Here is an 18,119-nt window from a genome sequence, read left to right on the forward strand (position 1 = left end):
TAAAAATATAACAAATTTAAACTAAAAATTTTGCCATTTTTCATATAAATTGTGTTTTATTTCTAAAAGATCTAACCATTTACCTGCGATAAAATTTTCCATTTGCTCTAGATTGTTTGCTTTAGAATAGCTTGCGATAATAGGAGGGGCGATGATAACTCCCATTTGGCTAAGTTTTAACATATGTTCTAAATTTAAAGTAGAAAAAGGCATTTCACGTACCCCTAAGATGAGTTTTTTTCTTTCTTTTAGGGCTACTGCTGCAGCACGCATTAAAAGAGTGTCTGCAAAACCAGCGTGAATTTTTGCTAAACTTGAAATTGAACAAGGAGCAATGATGGTTTTTTCTATTCCAAAAGATCCACTTGCTACACTTAGACTTAAATTTTTATCATCTAAAAAATGAGTGTATTTAAAATTTTCTTGACAAATTTCTTCTAAATTTGCTTGATTTTCAGTTTTGAAGTTAAGTTTTGCACCTTGGGTTAAAATACAATAAAGTTCGCATTGATTTTCTAAATTTTTTAATAATTTTAAGCCTAAATTGACACTGCTTGAACCAGAAATTCCTAATAAAACCTTCATTGTATAATCATCCTATTTTTACCCACTACGATACCTTGCATAACTTTACCTTCTTTGTTTTTTGCACGAATCCTTTCGCCCATATTTGCACTTTGCAAAGCCACAAGTTCGATTAAAACATCAACATTTGCTTCGCTTAAAACCCCGATTATAGGATCATTTCGGCGTATTAAAGCTGTGGTTTTAAACATATTTGCTCTTAAAATGGCGTTTTTGTTAATATTGCTTTTAGCTACAAGATTATCTACATCATCTAAGGTTAAGGCATTTAAAGGAACTTTATCAAAATCAATCAATACGCTTTTATAGTCAAAAGCTCCAAGTTTATCTCCTCTTTTTATAGCGCGTTCGCTTTTTAAAACTTCTAAATTTGCTTGAATGAAATATCTAAAAAATACATTTTTTTGTATATTTTGCGGAGTTTTAAATTCAGCCCTTAAAAAGCCTTGTGCTTGATTAAAACGCCCATTAGCGATTCTTAGAAATTCATATTGATCAAAATCTTTAGGCAATGATGTTATTTTTAAATCAATTTGAGAAATTATAATTTTAGGAAAATTATTTCTAAATTCTTTAGCTAGTGCTGTTTTGATTTCTTCTAAACTAGCTGCTTGGATATAATTTATCACAATAAAAAAAGTTAAAAAAATAATTTTCATTTTTATCCTAAGAATTATAATGCAATAAATAGTATTTTAGCTTTTATAAGTTTAACAAAGCCTTTAGAAGGCTTTGTATAGAGTTAAAAAGTAGGGATAACAGAGCCTTTGTATTTTTCTATGATAAAATTTTTAATTTTATCGCTTGTTAAAATTTCTTTAATAACAAGACTTTTTTGACTTGTTTCTTCACCTTTTCTTGTAGCTAAAACAATAGCATATAAACTATCTTTATCTTCCATAAAAATACCATCTTTTAAAGGGTTTAAGCCTGCTCCAAGAGCATAGTTTGTGGTAATAATAGCCAAATCAGTATCATTTAGGGCTCTTGGAAGTTGTGCGGCTTTAAGCTCTATAAATTTAAGTTTTTTTGGATTTTTACTTATGTCAATAGGGGTTTTAAGGGTGCTTTGACTTTTAAACTCTATTAAATTTGCTTTAGCTAGTAAATCAAGAGCTCTGCTTTCATTGGTAGCATCATTAGGTATAGCGATTTTAGCACCATTAGGAATGTCTTTTATATCTTTTATGGAGTTAGAATATATAGCCATAGGAACTAAAACAATAGCACCTAAAGAACTTAATTTTGTTCCTTTGTGGGTATTAAAATCATCTAAAAAAGGTTTATGCTGATATAAATTTGCATCTAAATCTTTTTCATTTAAAGCGATGTTAGGTATATTATAGTCATTAAATTCCTTAACTATTAACTTCCAACCTTTTTCTTGAAATAAGGGTTTAGAGAAATTTAAAATTTCAGCATAAGGCGTTGGTGTTGCACCTATGATTATGGTTTTATCTGCCCCAAAACTAAGGCTAATTGTAAATAAAACACTTAAAAATATTTTTTTAATATTCATATTATACTCCTAAAAAGCTGGGATTAATATATCTTTATAATGTTCATTAATGATGGCTTTAAATTTATCGCTTCTTAAAATTTCATCAATTACTTTGGTTTTTTCGCTATTTTTACCTTCTGAGCGTACCACAACATAATTTACATAAGGGCTATTTTTATCTTCCCTAAAAATAGTATCTTTACTTGGATTCAGACCGGCTCCAAGTGCGAAATTAGAATTAATTATAGCAATATCAACATCATCTAAAGCTCTTGGAAGTTGTGCGGCTTTAAGTTCTATAAATTTAAGTTTTTTTGGATTTTTGTTTATGTCCAATGGGGTTTTTAGAGTATTTTTGTTAAGCTCTATTAATTTTGCTTTCTCTAAAAGCTCTAAAGCTCTGCTTTCATTGGTCGCATCATTAGGTATAGCAACTCTAGCACCTTCTTTAAGATTTTCTAAATTTTTGATTTTTTTACTATAAACTCCTACTGGAGCTATAAGTACAGGCGTTGTTGCAATTAAATTTGAACCTTTTTTTAGGTTGTATTCTTCTAAAAAAGGTTTGTGTTGATATAAATTTGCATCAAGTTCTTTTTCCTCTAATGCACGATTGGGCAAAATATAGTCTGAAAATTCTACTATTTTAAGATCATACCCTTTGTTTTTAAAATCATCTTTCATTAGTTCTAGTAAGCTACCAAAAGGATTTGGAGTGGCTCCTATAGTAATGTTTTGTGCAAATAGGCTAGATAAATTTAGAATGCAAGCGAGTATAATAATTTTAAATAAATTCATAAAAACTCCTTTGTACTTAAGAAAAAAGTCCCTAGGTAAGGGACAAAATTAAAAAGCAGGTAAAACAGATCCGTTGTATTTTTCTATGATAAATTGTTTGATTTTATCACTTTGTAGAGCTTGGATTAAGGCTTTGATTTTTGGATCGTTTTCATGTCCCACTCTTACAACAAGAATGTTTGCATACGGGCTTTCTTTATCTTCGATAAATACGCTATCTTTTGCAGGATTTAGATTTGCAGAGAGAGCGTAGTTGGAATTAATTACAGCAAAATCAACATCATTCAAAGCTCTTGGAAGTTGTGCGGGCTTTAATTCTACAAATTTAATTTTTTTAGGATTGTCTATAATATCAAGAGGTGTTTTTAAAGCCTTATCTTTAAATTTTACCAAACCTTTTTTTGCAATAATATCTAAAGCTCTACTTTCATTGGTTGGATCATTTGGAATGGCGATTTTAACCCCTTCTTTAATATCATCTAGACTTTTGTATTTTTTGGAGTAAACAGCCATAGGTTCTATGTGTATGGCAGCTACTTTGATAAGTTTGGTGCCTTTGTTTTTATTAAATTCTTCCAAATAAGGAGTATGTTGGAAAAAATTTGCATCGGCTTCTCCGTTATCAACAGCTAGATTAGGCAAAACATAATCCGTAAATTCTTTGATTTCAAGTTTATAGCCTTGTTTTTCTAAATCAGGTTTTACTTGTTCTAGGATTTCAGCATGAGGGACGGGAGTTGCTGCAACTGTGATGGTTTCTAATGCATTTGCATTAAGACTTAATGTTAAAATACTTGCTATAAATAAAGATTTGATTTTCATTTTTTTCCTTTTTAGTCATTTTGTGCTTGCTTTAATCTTAATAAATTCACTCTGACTATCAGGAAGAAGCATATAAAAACTTGTTGATAGTCAGATTAACGCATCTGATACATCATTTTAATTCCTTTAATTTTTTTTAAATTTTACTTAAAAAAACTTATATTTATCTTAAAAGGAGATATAATCTCCTTATTTTTTGAAACCTTTATAAAGCAAACTTCCTAAAAATAAGATAAAAACAATTACTTGCCAAAAGAAATTTTCATCATTGTTTATATTGATAACTATACTAACTCCAAGTAAAATCAATAGAGTGGCAATGATATATGTAGTTTTACTATTTTTAGCCCAAGTATAAAATAAATTACCTAGAATTTGAACTAATTGAACTAATATAAGTAAAATAACTACAGTTTGAATCATAACTTCTTTGTTAAATCTTTCATAACCATAGCGAATAGCTACATCTCCTAATCCTCCACCACCGACAGTTCCAGCAAGAGCAGAAAAACCAATGGTAAAGATCAAAGTTAGGGTAATTCCGCTAATTATAGCAGGAAGGGCTTCACTAAAGATAACCTTGAAGATAATTTGAATATTGCTAGCACCATAACTTTTTGCTGCTTCTATAATTCCTTTGTCTATTTCTTTAAAAGCGCTTTCAAGCATCTTTGCCAAATAAGGAGCTATTCCGATAGCTAAAGGAACTATGGCAGCATTTGTACCTATGCTTGTGCCTACTATGATTTTAGAAAGTGGTAAAAGAACAACTATAAGAATTAAAAATGGAAAGGCGCGTAATATATTGGTAATAAAATCTAAAATACTATAAGCGATTTTATTTTCTTTAATTCCATTTTTATCCCAAATAGCAAGTAAAATTCCAGGAATGATAGCCAATAAAAATCCAAATAGTACAGCCATTAAACTCATATAAATTGTTTCATTAAGTGCAGGTTTTAAAATGTTTTCATAATTTTCATTGAAACTCGTGATAGAACTTAAACTCACTTCTTTAATATCCTGCCAAGAAAATTCATTAAAAAATTGAGAAATTCTACTAAAAAAAGCACTGACAATAGAGATGTTTTCTTCATTCATGATGCCACCTCCCATAATACTCCACTTTTTTCTATGTAATCAAGAACCTTGTCTTTATCCTTTTCATTTATATTTATAACTAAATTTCCCAAGGCTTTTCCATTCAGTTTTTCTATTTTACCCCAAACTATGTTAAAGTCTATATTTAGAGTTCTTGCCATATGAGTGATGACGCTATTTTGGGCAACTTCTTTTGGAAAGTAAAGTTTGATATTAAGTCCGTGCTCAGGCAAGAAGTCGCTTTCTCCTAAAAATTCTTTCATTTTGGCATTAGGCCTTAAAAAAAGCTCATCAATTGCTCCACTTCCTATGATTTGTCCATGTTCAAGTAATAAAGCTTTTTGAGCTATGTCTTTTACCACATCCATTTCGTGAGTTACTAAAACAACAGTAATCCCAAATTCAGCATTGATTTTAGATATAAGCTCTAAAATATTTTTTGTAGTGTTTGGATCAAGAGCCGAAGTAGCTTCGTCACTAAGTAAAATTTTTGGGTTTAAAGCTAAGGCTCTAGCAATAGCAACGCGTTGTTTTTGCCCTCCGCTCAGTTCTCTTGGGTAGGATTTGTTTTTATGATCAAGCCCTACGATTTCAAGTAAGGAATTGACTTTTTGGGCAATTTCTTTTTCGCTCATGTATTCTTTATTAAAAAGCTTGGCATGAAATTTACACTGAGTATAGTGTGTTCTTAAAGGCATAGCAACATTTTCAAATACATTTTTGCGCTCCATTAGGGCAAAATTTTGAAAAATCATCCCTATATCTTTTCTAAGCATTCTTAACTCTTTTGATTTTTTTTGACTTAAATCTTTAATTTCTTGATCAAAGACTTTTAAACTTCCTTCTTGATAATTCTCAAGTCCATTAATACATCTTAAAAGAGTGGATTTTCCAGCTCCACTATGACCTACTATGGCGTAAATTTCACCCTTTTTAATCTCCAAAGAAACATCGTTTATCACGAGTTCCTTGCCATAATATTTTTTTAAATTTTTTATTTTTATCAAATTTTTAACCTCTTAGATTTTGAAGTTCAACTGATATTTTTTCAAGTTGAATTTTTAAATTTTCTAGAGCTTCTTTATTTTGCTCCACCACCTCTTTAGGTGCGTTAGCGATGAATTTTTCATTTGAAAGCATGGAGTTAAGCTTGAAACTTTCTTTTTCAAGCTTATTTTTTTGATTTTCAAGTCTTGTTAAAATACCACTTAAATCAACATTTTCAAGCGTAATAAAAATTTCTAAATTCTCGCTAACATCACATATTGCCTTTGGTAATTTTTCTTCACTAAATTCTATTTGCTCGCACTTTGCGAGCATTATGATAAAATTCATATAAGCTTTGATTTCATCTTTGATTTTTTTATCGTTAAATTTGATATAAGCTTTTTCTATTTTAGAATTTCCAAGATCGATTAAACTTTTAGCACGGCGGATACTAACTATGCTTTCTATGAGCAAAGAAAAGATTTTTTCTATATTTTTATCTTGTTCTTTAAATTTTGGATATTTGCTTATCATAATAGAAGGGCTTGTTTTAAGTTCTGTATCACTTAGTTTGTGGTATAAATACTCGCTGATAAAAGGCATGAAAGGATTTAAAAGTTTTAAAGCTTCTTTGAAAATACTACCAAGTTCTTTAACGCTCGATTTTTCGGCTTTGCTAAGCTCTATACCCCAATCGCAAAAATCATCCCAAAAGAATTTATATAGAGTATTGGCTGCATCATTAAAGCGATAATTGTCTAAATTTTCTCTTACATCCTTAACACAAGTTTGAAATTTGGCATAAATATATTTTGCTAATTCTGAATGAAGTGTGATATTTTCCAAATCTTCAAATTTACTTTCATTTAAAAGCAGATAATTTGTAGCATTATAAATTTTATTTGTAAAATTTCTAACTTGTAAAAGTTTATCATTGCTAAGTTTAATATCGCGTCCTTGTATAGCAAGAAGTGCTAAAGTAAAGCGTAAAATATCAGCACTATATTCTTTAATGCTTTCATTTGGATCGATGACATTTCCAAGGCTTTTACTCATTTTTCTACCTTGCTCATCTTTCACAAGAGCATGTAAATAAATATCTTTAAAAGGAAGTTGATGTAAGGCATTAGTGCTTTGAAACATCATTCTAGCCACCCAGAAAAATAAAATATCAAAACCTGTAATGAGTAAAGAATTAGGGTAAAAATCTTTTAAATCCTTTTCAGACCAAATTTTATCTTTACCCCAATTTTCATTTCCCCAGCCTAGAGTACTCATAGCCCAAAGTCCTGAAGAAAACCAAGTATCAAGTACATCTTCATCTTGTTTGAAATTTTGACTTTGACATTTTGGACAAGTTTTAGGCGTATGTTGGCTTGCCCATTCATGAGAGCATTCGCAATAATACACAGGAATTTGATGCCCCCACCAAAGTTGTCTTGAAATACACCAATCTCTTAAATCTTTCATCCAAGCATTAAAGCTATTTATCCAGTGATTTGGGTAAAATTTGCTTTCTCCAAGCGCAACTTTTTCTATACTTTCTTGGGCGATTTCTTTTTTTACAAACCATTGTTTGGAGATATAAGGTTCAACTATATTGTTGCAACGATAACAATATCCTATTTGATTGTTATGCTCTTCTATTTTTTCTATAAAACCAAGACTTTTAAGTTTGGCTACGATTCTTTCTCTTGCTTCTAAGCGTTCTAAACCTTGAAACTCTAAACAATGCTCGTTTAAAATTCCTTTTTCATCAAAAACACTTATAAAATCTAAATTATGTCTAAGTCCTACTTCATAATCGTTCATGTCATGAGCGGGAGTAACTTTTACAACTCCTGTTCCAAATTCTTTTTCTACATGTTCATCGGCTATGATTTTAATGGCTTTTTTGCTTATAGGCAAAATCACTTCTTTGTCCACAAATTTAGTATAGCGTTCATCATCAGGATGCACCATAACTGCAGTATCGCCAAAAAAAGTTTCAGGACGCGTTGTGGCTACTACTAAAAATTCATCGCTATCTTTTAAAAAGTATTTAATATGATAAAGTTTTCCTTTGTTTTCTTTGTATTCAACTTCTATATCACTTAAAGCGCCATCATGAGTACACCAATTTATCATGTAGTTTCCACGTACAATAAGTCTTTTATCATAAAGTTCTACAAAGGCTTTTTTTACGGCATTAACCAAACCTTCATCCATAGTAAAACGCAAGCGACTCCATGCAGGAGTGATGCCTAGAGTTCTCATTTGGTCTAAAATTTTTCCACCGCTTTGCTCTTTCCACTCCCAGACTTTTTCTATAAATTTCTCTCTACCTAGTTCTTCTTTTTTAATGCCTTGAGCAAGGAGTTGTTTTTCTACAACATTTTGAGTGGCAATACCTGCGTGATCAAGCCCTGGTTGATAAAGAACCTTATAGCCATCCATTCTTTTATAACGCGTCATAATATCTTGTAGAGTAAAAGTTAAAGCATGTCCTATGTGTAAAACTCCAGTGACATTAGGAGGAGGCATCATAATGCAGAAATTTTTATCTTTTTCTTGTATGGTTTTATTGCCATCGATTTCAAAATATCCGCGTTCTTCGCAAATTTGATAATACTCTTTTTCTAAATTTTTATCATACATTATTTGCCTTTATTGTTTTAGCTTATTTAATAGAGCTAATTTCTATAATTTCACAAAACGGGAAGAAATATTGTGCTGTATTAAGTCCAGTTTTCAAACTTTTGATATGTTTAGAAAAATCACTTCCTTTGCCGTCTTTTTTAATTTGAAGTTTAAGTCTTTCTAAAATTTCTTCACGTGCTACATGTTCATTTAATTCTTTTGGATTGTTTAAATATGGGCTTAATCTATCTAAACTAATATATTTATAAGCTTTTTTCATATCTGAAAAGATAATTTCTTTGTTATAGATAGTTAATTTCATTTCCCCTTTTGGTAGCATTTTAACAAAAATACTTAGATAATAATCTTTTGCATTATCTTGTATAATGCTTAGCATATCTTTTAACAGATTGATTCTGTATTGGCTTAAAAATTTTCCATCTAAAATGTAAACTTTCATATTTTCTGTGCTAAGCTCAGGTTCTAAACGACTGTTTTTTCCTATGCTTAGATACTCTCTAGCGGTATTTAGATATTTATTTTTGTTTGATTTGTTTGATTGAAGTTCTTTTTTTACAGCTCTTTCTCTTTCTAAGATCTTTTGTTGTTTGCTGATTTCTTTTTTAAGAGCTTCTATTTTGGCTTGTTTATTTTCTTGTTTTAATTTTTCTTTATCCGTATCTAAAATTTGCTTATTTTCATTTGTATTAATATTATTACTTGTATTGGTGTCATTATTTAAGCTTTGATTGTTTTCGCTTATTGATGTATTAAATGTATCGTTATTTAAGCTTTGATTTTCATCTAATGGGTTTGTTTCTTGCTTTTGGATGGTATTGTTATTAATATTTATATCTGATGAACTATTGTTGGTTTGGATCGAGGGTGAATAGGGATTATCGTAGTTATTGGTATACGATTTTTGTTCGGTGTAAGTGTTGGTATTTAAGGTGTAATTCTTTGGTTTTGAATATTCAAAAAGATAATAATATGTTCCACCTAATATCATAATAACAGCAATTAATATGCCAACAATAATAGAAAAAATTTTCAAATTCATTTGCTATCCCTTAAAAACAGAAAGTTAAATAATTTTAGCATTGTACTATAATCTAATATAAAGTAATTTTAAATTTTTATATTTTTAAGTAATTTTTTTTTATAATTTTAACTTTTATAAGGAAAATAATGCCACTTTCAAAATTAAATAATGAACAATATCTTGCTGCTACTGCTGATTTTGGACACAATCTTGTTATTGCAAGTGCAGGGACGGGAAAAACTTCTACTATTGTTGCAAGAATTTCTTATCTTTTAAGCAAGGGAGTGGCACCTCAAAAAATCATGCTTTTAACTTTCACAAATAAAGCCAGTAAAGAAATGATAGGGCGTTTAGGGAAATTTTTTGATAAAAATATTACCAGTAAAATACTTGCAGGAACTTTTCATAGTACGGCTTATACTTTACTTAGAAATGCGGATAAAAATATAGCCTTAAAGCAAGCAAGCGAGTTAAAAACTCTACTTAAAAGTGTCTATGAAAAAAGAACTTTTAGGCATTTAAGTGATATAAAACCTTATCAATCAAGTTATTTATATGATCTTTATTCTTTGTTTCAAAACAAAGCGCACAATCAAGATTTTTATACTTGGTTTTGCCAAAACTACGAAGATCAAAGTATTTATGCTGAAATTTATGAAGATATTTTAAAAGAATATGATAATGAAAAAAAGCGTTTTAATTATGTAGATTTTAATGACTTGCTTATCAATCTAAAAGATCTTTTAAAAGAAGAAAAATATGAATTTGATGAAATTTTAGTAGATGAATATCAAGACACAAATACTTTGCAAAGTTCCTTAATAGAGGCTTTTTATAGTAAAAGTTTGTTTTGCGTAGGGGATTATGATCAAAGTATTTATGCTTTTAATGGAGCGGATATTAATATCATAGGTGGGTTTAAAGATCGTTTTAAAGATGCAAAAATTTTTTCTTTAAATAAAAACTACCGTTCATCAAGAAGTATTTTAGCTTTGGCTAATAAAGTGATTTTAAATAACGAAAGATTATATCCAAAAGAACTTATTGTTACAAGAAATGATGAGTTTAAAGCCCCATCTTTGCTTACTTTTGAAGAATTATTTGATCAGTATCAAAATATAGCCAAAATGATACTTACAAGCGGAGTAAGTTTGGAAGAAATTGCCGTGATTTTTCGTAACAACTCAAGTGCTGATGGGGTTGAAGTAGCTTTAAGGGAGCAGGGCATTGCAAGTGTGAGAAAGGGAAGTGGAAGTTTTTTTGAAAGTTTGGAAGTTAAAGCTTTTAGCTCCATGCTTGCGCTTGTGGTAAATCCTAAAGATATCATGGCTTTTATTCATTTGGTTCAATATACCAAAGGTGTGGGTGGAGTTTTAGCAAAAGAAATTTTTGACGCACTTTTAAAATTAGGGCATGGAAATTTAATAAAAGGTTTTTTAGATCCTGATAAAAATGTAAATTTGCAAAATCATCAAAAAAGAAATTATCAACTTGGGCTTTTTGCAGATTTAGAAGAATTAGCTAGCGAAACTCGTTTTAAATTTGAGAGTGAATTTGACGCACATCCTATTTTAAGACTTTCAAAAATCAATGATTTGTGCGCTAGAAATTTGGAAAAAATCTATCTTTTTTTAAAAAAAGCTATGGAAATAAAACATTCTTTGACTTTAGTCAATTTAATTTGCGAAAATTCTTTTTATAGAGAAATTTGCGAAGAACTTGCAACTAAAAGAGCGACGAACAAAGCAGGGCAGGTGGATTTATTAAGAAAGAGTGAAAATTTAGAAAAAATAGAAACAAAATTTAATGTCTTAAAAGAGCTTACAAAAAATTATAGCGATATTTATAAGTATTATAATTTTCTAACTTTAGGTGCAAGTGAAATGAGTAGTGGCAAAGGAGTTAATTTGCTTAGCGTACATGCAAGTAAGGGCTTGGAATTTGATCTTGTTTTTGTGATTGATCTTGCGCAAGGTCGCTTTCCTAATCAAAAGCTTATGGGAATGGGTGGAAGCTTAGAAGAAGAAAGAAGGCTTTTTTATGTTGCAGTAACTAGGGCAAAAAATATACTTTATTTAAGCTATGCTAAATATGATAAAAATAAAAAAACTTCTTTCGCTCCTTCTCGTTTTCTTATAGAAGCAGGGCTTTGCAAGGGAGAGTTAACTATAGATTGATACAATTTCCTTTATATTATCAAAGAAAGGTTTATTTTATGAAAAAAATATTAATTTTAAGTTTAGCAGCAGCAAGTTTTTTAAATGCTGAAATTTTAGTTTATGGTCCAGGTGGTCCTGCTCCTGTGCTAAAAGAGCTTGCTTTAAAATTTGAAGAAAAAACAAAAGAAAAGGTGATTGTAACCGCAGGTCCAACTCCAGCTTGGGTAGACAAAGCAAAAGAAAATGCAGATTTGATTTTTTCAGGCAATACTTCAATGATGGATGATTTTGCTAAAAAAATTCCAAGTTTAAGTTTGGAAAATTTAAGCGTTTTAAATGTGCGTCCATCAGGTATTATCGTGCGTCCAAATAATCCAAAAAATATTAAAAATTTTGAAGACATTTTAAAAGATGGCATAAATGTTATGGTGGTTGATGGTGCAGGACAAGTTGGACTTTATGAAGATATGGCTTTAAAAAGTGCAAAAAGAGAAAATTTGGTAAAATTACGTAAAAATATAAAAATTTATGCTAAAAATTCCAAAGCTGCTGTAGATGAGTGGAATAACAATCCAAATATTGATGCTTTAATCATTTGGTCTCATTGGGCAAAGGCTTTAGGCGATGATAAAGCTTTATTTATCAAAGATAAAAATGCAGTGATTTATCGTGCAGCTGAAATTGCTCCTACAAAAAAAGGTTTAGAAAATAAAAAAGCTTTAGAATTTGTAGATTTTATTAAGAGTAAGGAAGCTCAAAAAGTGTGGAAAAAATATACTTGGAAAGAAGTAAAATAATTTTGAGTGAAATTAAAAAATAATTAATATTTATAGGATATAATCACTCCTAAAACATTAATTGCAATAATGTTTAAAATATCAAAAAAGGAAATTAAATGAGTACAGTAAATTTTAAAGGAAATCCTGTAAAACTTAAAGGAAATTCAGTAGAAGTTGGAGCAGATGCTCCTAAGGTAAATCTTAAAGCTAAAGATTTAAGCGTGATTGAAATCGGTGCAGCGGGTAAAACTCAAATCATTTTAAGTGTTCCAAGCTTAGATACACCAGTTTGTGCTACAGAGGCTAGAGAATTTAATAAAAAAGTAGCCAGTTACAATGGTGCTGAAGTGATTGTAGTAAGTATGGACTTACCTTTTGCTATGGGAAGATTTTGCAGTACAGAAGGTATTGAAAATTTAAGTGTTGCAAGTGATTTTGTGGCAAAAGAATTTGGTGAAAAATATGGTGTTTTGATAAATGAAGGTGCTTTAGAAGGGCTTTTAGCTCGTGCCGTATTTGTGATTAAAGAGGGTAAAGTGGCATATAAAGAACTTGTAAATGAAATCACAGAAATGCCAGATATTGCAAAACTTGATGCATTTTTTGGTGGTTCTAGCTGCTGCGGTGGTTGTGGTTGCCATTAATTTTGATTAAGCCCATTCTTAGGGCTTAATTTTTATATCTTCATTTTTTTATTATTTTAAGTTGATTATATTTTAATTGTTAAGTTGATTATTTTTAATATTTATTTTGTGTAAGAATAATATAAAAAGGACAATAAAACTCCTATAAAATAGAGCTTTAAAATTATTATTTTTATTAAAATTTCAAGAGATTTTTATACTCCATTTTTTATAATAAGATGATTTTTTTATTTTGGAGGAATAAGGATGAATAGAAGGGATTTTATTAAAAATACCGCTATTGCAAGTGCTGCTAGTGTTGCAGGACTTAGTGTTCCAAGCTCTATGCTTGGTGCACAAGAAGAAGATTGGAAATGGGATAAGGCTGTTTGTAGATTTTGTGGAACTGGCTGTGGAATTATGATAGCCAGAAAAGATGGCAAAATCGTAGCAACAAAAGGTGATCCTGCAGCACCCGTAAATCGCGGACTTAATTGTATCAAAGGTTATTTTAATGCTAAGATCATGTATGGTGAAGATCGTCTTGTTATGCCTTTGCTTCGCATGAATGAAAAAGGCGAATTTGATAAAAAAGGCAAATTTCAACAAGTTTCTTGGCAAAGAGCCTTTGATGAAATGGAAAAACAATTTAAAAAAGCCTACAATGAACTCGGCGTTACAGGTATAGGGATTTTTGGTAGTGGGCAATACACTATCCAAGAAGGTTATGCTGCTTTAAAGCTTGCAAAAGCGGGTTTTAGAACAAATAATATCGATCCAAATGCAAGACATTGTATGGCCTCTGCAGTGGTTGGTTTTATGCAAACTTTTGGTGTAGATGAGCCATCAGGCTGTTATGATGATATAGAGCTTACAGATACTATTATCACTTGGGGAGCTAATATGGCTGAAATGCACCCAATCCTTTGGTCAAGAGTAAGTGATAGAAAACTAAGCAATCTTGATAAGGTTAAAGTTGTTAATCTAAGCACTTTTTCTAACCGTACTTCAAATATTGCTGATATTGAAATTATTTTTAAACCAAATACAGATTTGGCTATTTGGAACTACATAGCAAGAGAGATTGTTTATAATCATCCAGAGGCTATGGATATGAAATTTATCAAAGATCACTGCGTATTTGCAACTGGTTATGCTGATATTGGTTATGGTATGAGAAATAATCCAAATCATCCAAAATTTAAAGAAAGTGAAAAAGATACGGTTGAAAAAGAAAATGTAATCACTTTAGATGATGAAGAGGCTACTTCTTTATCTTATCTTGGCGTTAAAGCGGGTGATAAATTTGAAATGAAACATCAAGGTGTGGCTGATAAAAACTGGGAAATTTCTTTTGACGAATTTAAAAAAGGTTTAGCCCCTTATACTTTAGAATACACTGCAAGAGTAGCCAAAGGTGATAATAATGAGTCTTTGGAAGATTTTAAGAAAAAACTTCAAGAATTAGCTAATCTTTACATAGAGAAAAATCGCAAAGTCGTAAGTTTTTGGACTATGGGCTTTAATCAACACACAAGAGGTTCTTGGGTAAATGAACAAGCTTATATGGTACATTTTTTGCTAGGAAAGCAAGCTAAACCAGGTAGTGGAGCCTTTTCTTTAACAGGACAGCCAAGTGCCTGTGGAACAGCTAGGGAAGTAGGAACTTTCTCACATCGTTTGCCTGCAGATATGGTTGTAGCCAATCCAAAACACAGAGAAATTTCTGAAAAAATTTGGAAAGTTCCTGCAAAGACTATCAACCCAAAACCAGGTTCTCCTTATCTTAATATCATGAGAGATTTAGAAGATGGAAAAATTAAATTTGCATGGGTGCAAGTGAATAATCCATGGCAAAACACTGCAAATGCAAATCACTGGATTGCAGCAGCAAGAGAAATGGATAATTTTATTGTTGTAAGTGATTGTTATCCTGGAATTTCAGCAAAAGTAGCTGATCTTATTTTACCAAGCGCTATGATTTATGAAAAATGGGGTGCTTATGGTAATGCTGAAAGAAGAACTCAACATTGGAAACAACAAGTCTTACCTGTAGGTGCTGCCATGAGTGATACTTGGCAAATTTTAGAATTTGCAAAACGCTTTAAGCTTAAAGAAGTTTGGAAAGAGCAAAAAGTGGATAATAAGCTTACCTTGCCAAGCGTTTTAGAAGAGGCAAAAGCTATGGGTTATAGCGAAGATGATACACTTTTTGATGTGCTATTTGCCAATAAAGAAGCAAAAAGCTTTAATCCAAACGATGCCATCGCAAAAGGCTTTGATAATACCGATGTTAAAGGTGATGAGAGAAAAATTCAAGGCAGTGATGGAAAAGAATTTACAGGCTATGGCTTTTTCGTTCAAAAATACCTTTGGGAAGAATATCGTAAATTTGGCTTAGGACACGGACATGATTTAGCGGATTTTGATACCTATCATAAAGTAAGGGGTTTAAGATGGCCTGTGGTTAATGGCAAGGAAACACAGTGGAGATTTAATACTAAATTTGATTATTATGCTAAAAAAGCGGCTCCAAATTCAGATTTTGCTTTTTATGGTGATTTTAACAAAATGCTTACAAATGGGGATTTAATAGCTCCTAAAGATGAAAAAGAGCACAGTATTAAAAATAAGGCTAAAATTTTCTTTAGGCCATTTATGAAAGCACCTGAAAGACCAAGTAAAGAGTATCCGTTCTGGCTTGCAACAGGAAGGGTTTTAGAGCATTGGCATAGTGGAACTATGACTATGCGTGTGCCTGAGCTTTACCGTGCTGTGCCTGAAGCACTTTGCTATATGAGTGAGAAAGATGGAGAGAAATTAGGCTTAAATCAAGGTGATTTGGTTTGGGTGGAATCTCGTCGTGGTAAAGTAAAAGCAAGAGTAGATATGCGTGGAAGAAACAAACCGCCTGTAGGACTTGTGTATGTGCCGTGGTTTGATGAGAATGTATATATCAATAAAGTTACTTTGGATGCGACTTGTCCGCTTTCAAAACAAACTGACTTTAAAAAATGTGCTGTAAAAATTTATAAAGCTTAATTTAGGGTTTTGATTAAATGAAAGGTAGAAGAGAATTTTTCGTTAGTGCCTTTAAGGCTGCATGTTTATGTACAGGAGGTGGATTTTTGGCTAATTTGGCTTTAAAAGCTGATGATAATTATGCCTTGCGTCCTCCTGGGGCTGAAAATGAAGCTAGATTTTTAAGTAAATGTATTCGTTGTGGGCTTTGTGTAAAAGCCTGTCCTTATGATACTTTAAAGCTTGCTAGCTTGTTAGATAGTCCAAAAAATGGTACGCCTTTTTTTAAGGCAAGAGAAATTCCTTGTTATCTTTGCAAGGATATTCCTTGCATTAGAGAATGTCCAACTGATGCTTTAGATAAAAAGCATTTAGAGCAGGGTATAGAATCTTTGAAAATGGGTATTGCTATTGTTGATAGTGCTTCTTGTGTGGCACACTGGGGAATTCAATGTGATGCTTGTTATAGAGCTTGTCCTTTGATAGATAGGGCTTTAAAACTTGAGCTTAAACGCAATGAACGCACCGCCAAACATGCTTTTTTACTACCTAGTGTGGATCATGAAGTGTGTGTAGGTTGTGGGCTTTGTGAACTGGCTTGTATTACTGAAAAACCGGCCATTCGTGTTTTGCCAAGGGAGTATGTATTGGGAAAAGCAGGATCTCATTATGTAAAAGGCTGGGATGAAAAAGATGAAGGTCGTATAAAAAATGCAGATACTTCAAAACATTTTAATGTTAAAAAAGCAACCAATTATTTAAATGATGGAGAACTGTGATGAAGTATTTAATTGCTAGACGCATCGTTCAGCTTGGAATTTTAGCGCTTTTTAGTTTTAAAGCTACAGATTTTATCTTGCAGGGAAATTTAAGTTCTTCTAGACTTTTTAATACCATACCTTTAAGTGATCCTTTTGCAGTTTTGCAAATCATTCTAGCAAGCTGGAGTATAGATTTAATGGCTTTAATAGGAGCTTTGATTATATTTTTTATCTATGGTTTGCTTTTAGGAAGGGTTTTTTGCTCTTGGGTTTGTCCTGTTAATTTAATCACAGATTTTGCTGCTTTTGTGCGAAATAAATTAACCCTTAATAATAAATTTTTAATTTTGCCTAAAAATTTACGCTATTTTGTATTGGTCTTGGTTTTAGTCCTTTCTTTTGTATTTTCATTGCCTGTGTTTGAAAGTTTTTCTTATATAGGAATGATACATAGAGGGATTATTTTTGCTACAAGTTCTTGGATTTTTGTAGCCTTTATACTTTTTTGTATCGATACTTTTTTAAGTCCTAGGGCAATTTGTTCACATTTTTGTCCACTAGGAGCTTTTTATGCTTTTATTTCTCGTTTTGCTTTGCTTAAAATAAAGCATGATAGTGATAAATGCACTAAATGTTATGAATGTATCCGTATTTGTCCTGAAAAACAGGTTTTGTGGATGGTTGGAAAAGAAAGTACTAGCGTGAAATCAGGAGAGTGTATAAGGTGTGCAAGATGTATAGAAGTTTGTAATGATAATGCTTTGAATTTTAATATTTTTGATTTAAGGAATAAATGATGAAGAAGAAATTGGTTTTATTAGGAAGTGCTGCAGTGGTATTTTTTGCCGCTTGTGCAATGAATAGTGGGGTAAGTTCAGAACAAATTGGACTTAGAAAAGCAAGTTTAGAAAATGAAAATAAAGTAAATTTAGTGGAGGCAAATTTCACAACTTTACAGCCTGGGGAATCTACTCGTTTTGAGCGTTCTTATGAAAATGCACCACCATTAATTCCGCATGCTATTGAAGATTTGTTACCTATAACTAAAGATAACAATATGTGCTTAAGCTGCCATGATAAGGCTATAGCAGCAGATGCTGGTGCAACTCCACTTCCTGCTAGTCATTATTATGATTTTAGACACAATAAAACCACAGGAGATATGATTAGCGATAGTCGTTTTAATTGCACTCAGTGTCATGTTCCACAAAGTGATGCAAAACCTTTAGTGGGAAATAGCTTTAAACCTGAATTTAAAAATGAACAATTAAAAAGTCGTTCAAATTTAATTGATGTGATTAATGAGGGTGTAAAGTAAATA

At 31.2% G+C, this 18,119-nt stretch carries 16 protein-coding genes; 7 read left to right on the forward strand and 9 right to left on the reverse strand.

Annotated elements, in window-relative coordinates:
* Positions 1 to 21 precede the first annotated feature (21 nt).
* From FBF11_RS03775 to FBF11_RS03815, 9 genes are all read right to left on the reverse strand, one after another.
* On the reverse strand, positions 22 to 585 hold the full coding sequence (locus tag FBF11_RS03775; protein ID WP_002852466.1) for a UbiX family flavin prenyltransferase: 564 nt from the start codon (positions 583 to 585) through the stop codon (positions 22 to 24).
* A complete protein-coding gene (gene flgA / locus FBF11_RS03780) occupies positions 582 to 1,244 on the reverse strand; it encodes a flagellar basal body P-ring formation chaperone FlgA (protein ID WP_002852578.1) in 663 nt (220 codons plus the stop codon). The genes FBF11_RS03775 and flgA overlap by 4 nt, the downstream gene beginning before the upstream one ends.
* 83 nt (positions 1,245 to 1,327) lie before the next feature.
* Entirely contained in the window at positions 1,328 to 2,104 is a 777-nt protein-coding gene (locus FBF11_RS03785; protein ID WP_002852406.1) for a MetQ/NlpA family ABC transporter substrate-binding protein, read from the reverse strand.
* A 9-nt stretch (positions 2,105 to 2,113) separates the two neighbouring features.
* Positions 2,114 to 2,884, reverse strand: a complete 771-nt coding sequence (locus tag FBF11_RS03790; protein WP_019260235.1) for a MetQ/NlpA family ABC transporter substrate-binding protein — start codon at positions 2,882 to 2,884, stop codon at positions 2,114 to 2,116.
* 48 nt (positions 2,885 to 2,932) lie between these two features.
* Positions 2,933 to 3,706, reverse strand: a complete 774-nt coding sequence (locus tag FBF11_RS03795) for a MetQ/NlpA family ABC transporter substrate-binding protein (protein WP_002852410.1) — start codon at positions 3,704 to 3,706, stop codon at positions 2,933 to 2,935.
* Positions 3,707 to 3,895: 189 nt separating this feature from the next.
* Positions 3,896 to 4,807 (reverse strand): methionine ABC transporter permease, encoded by a 912-nt coding sequence (locus tag FBF11_RS03800; RefSeq protein ID WP_002852518.1) that lies wholly within the window; start codon positions 4,805 to 4,807, stop codon positions 3,896 to 3,898.
* Positions 4,804 to 5,814, reverse strand: a complete 1,011-nt coding sequence (locus FBF11_RS03805) for a methionine ABC transporter ATP-binding protein (RefSeq protein ID WP_002852619.1) — start codon at positions 5,812 to 5,814, stop codon at positions 4,804 to 4,806. Before FBF11_RS03805 ends, FBF11_RS03800 begins: the two co-directional genes overlap by 4 nt.
* Before the next feature lie 4 nt (positions 5,815 to 5,818).
* Positions 5,819 to 8,431 (reverse strand): valine--tRNA ligase, encoded by a 2,613-nt coding sequence (locus tag FBF11_RS03810; RefSeq protein ID WP_057042374.1) that lies wholly within the window; start codon positions 8,429 to 8,431, stop codon positions 5,819 to 5,821.
* 22 nt (positions 8,432 to 8,453) lie between these two features.
* Positions 8,454 to 9,473, reverse strand: coding sequence for a hypothetical protein (locus tag FBF11_RS03815; RefSeq protein WP_057042375.1), 1,020 nt, complete (start codon positions 9,471 to 9,473; stop codon positions 8,454 to 8,456).
* A gap of 128 nt (positions 9,474 to 9,601) precedes the next feature.
* On the opposite strand from FBF11_RS03815, the gene FBF11_RS03820 reads away from it, so the two are divergent.
* The 7 genes from FBF11_RS03820 (at position 9,602) to FBF11_RS03850 (ending at position 18,116) form a co-directional block, all read left to right on the forward strand.
* Positions 9,602 to 11,632 carry an ATP-dependent helicase gene (locus FBF11_RS03820; RefSeq protein ID WP_057042376.1) on the forward strand — a complete coding sequence of 677 codons (2,031 nt, stop codon included), beginning with the start codon at positions 9,602 to 9,604 and terminating at the stop codon, positions 11,630 to 11,632.
* 38 nt (positions 11,633 to 11,670) lie between these two features.
* On the forward strand, positions 11,671 to 12,411 hold the full coding sequence (gene peb2, locus FBF11_RS03825; protein WP_057042377.1) for an AcfC family adhesin PEB2: 741 nt from the start codon (positions 11,671 to 11,673) through the stop codon (positions 12,409 to 12,411).
* Positions 12,412 to 12,509: 98 nt separating this feature from the next.
* Positions 12,510 to 13,037: a thiol peroxidase gene (gene tpx, locus FBF11_RS03830; protein ID WP_002856712.1), complete on the forward strand. Its 528-nt coding sequence runs from the start codon at positions 12,510 to 12,512 to the stop codon at positions 13,035 to 13,037.
* A 246-nt stretch (positions 13,038 to 13,283) separates the two neighbouring features.
* The gene (napA, locus tag FBF11_RS03835) at positions 13,284 to 16,058 is read left to right on the forward strand and encodes a periplasmic nitrate reductase subunit alpha (RefSeq protein WP_168977458.1); all 2,775 of its coding nucleotides are present in this window, start codon (positions 13,284 to 13,286) and stop codon (positions 16,056 to 16,058) included.
* Between the two features lie 17 nt (positions 16,059 to 16,075).
* Positions 16,076 to 16,816 carry a ferredoxin-type protein NapG gene (gene napG / locus FBF11_RS03840; RefSeq protein ID WP_002852504.1) on the forward strand — a complete coding sequence of 247 codons (741 nt, stop codon included), beginning with the start codon at positions 16,076 to 16,078 and terminating at the stop codon, positions 16,814 to 16,816.
* Positions 16,813 to 17,595: a quinol dehydrogenase ferredoxin subunit NapH gene (napH, locus tag FBF11_RS03845; RefSeq protein WP_079742846.1), complete on the forward strand. Its 783-nt coding sequence runs from the start codon at positions 16,813 to 16,815 to the stop codon at positions 17,593 to 17,595. Before napG ends, napH begins: the two co-directional genes overlap by 4 nt.
* Complete coding sequence (locus tag FBF11_RS03850) at positions 17,592 to 18,116, forward strand: nitrate reductase cytochrome c-type subunit (protein WP_010891887.1); 525 nt, start codon at positions 17,592 to 17,594, stop codon at positions 18,114 to 18,116. The genes napH and FBF11_RS03850 overlap by 4 nt, the downstream gene beginning before the upstream one ends.
* Positions 18,117 to 18,119: the final 3 nt, after the last annotated feature.

The sequence above is a fragment of the Campylobacter sp. CFSAN093224 genome (assembly GCF_012897395.1).
GTDB classification, from domain to species: Bacteria; Campylobacterota; Campylobacteria; order Campylobacterales; family Campylobacteraceae; genus Campylobacter_D; species Campylobacter_D jejuni.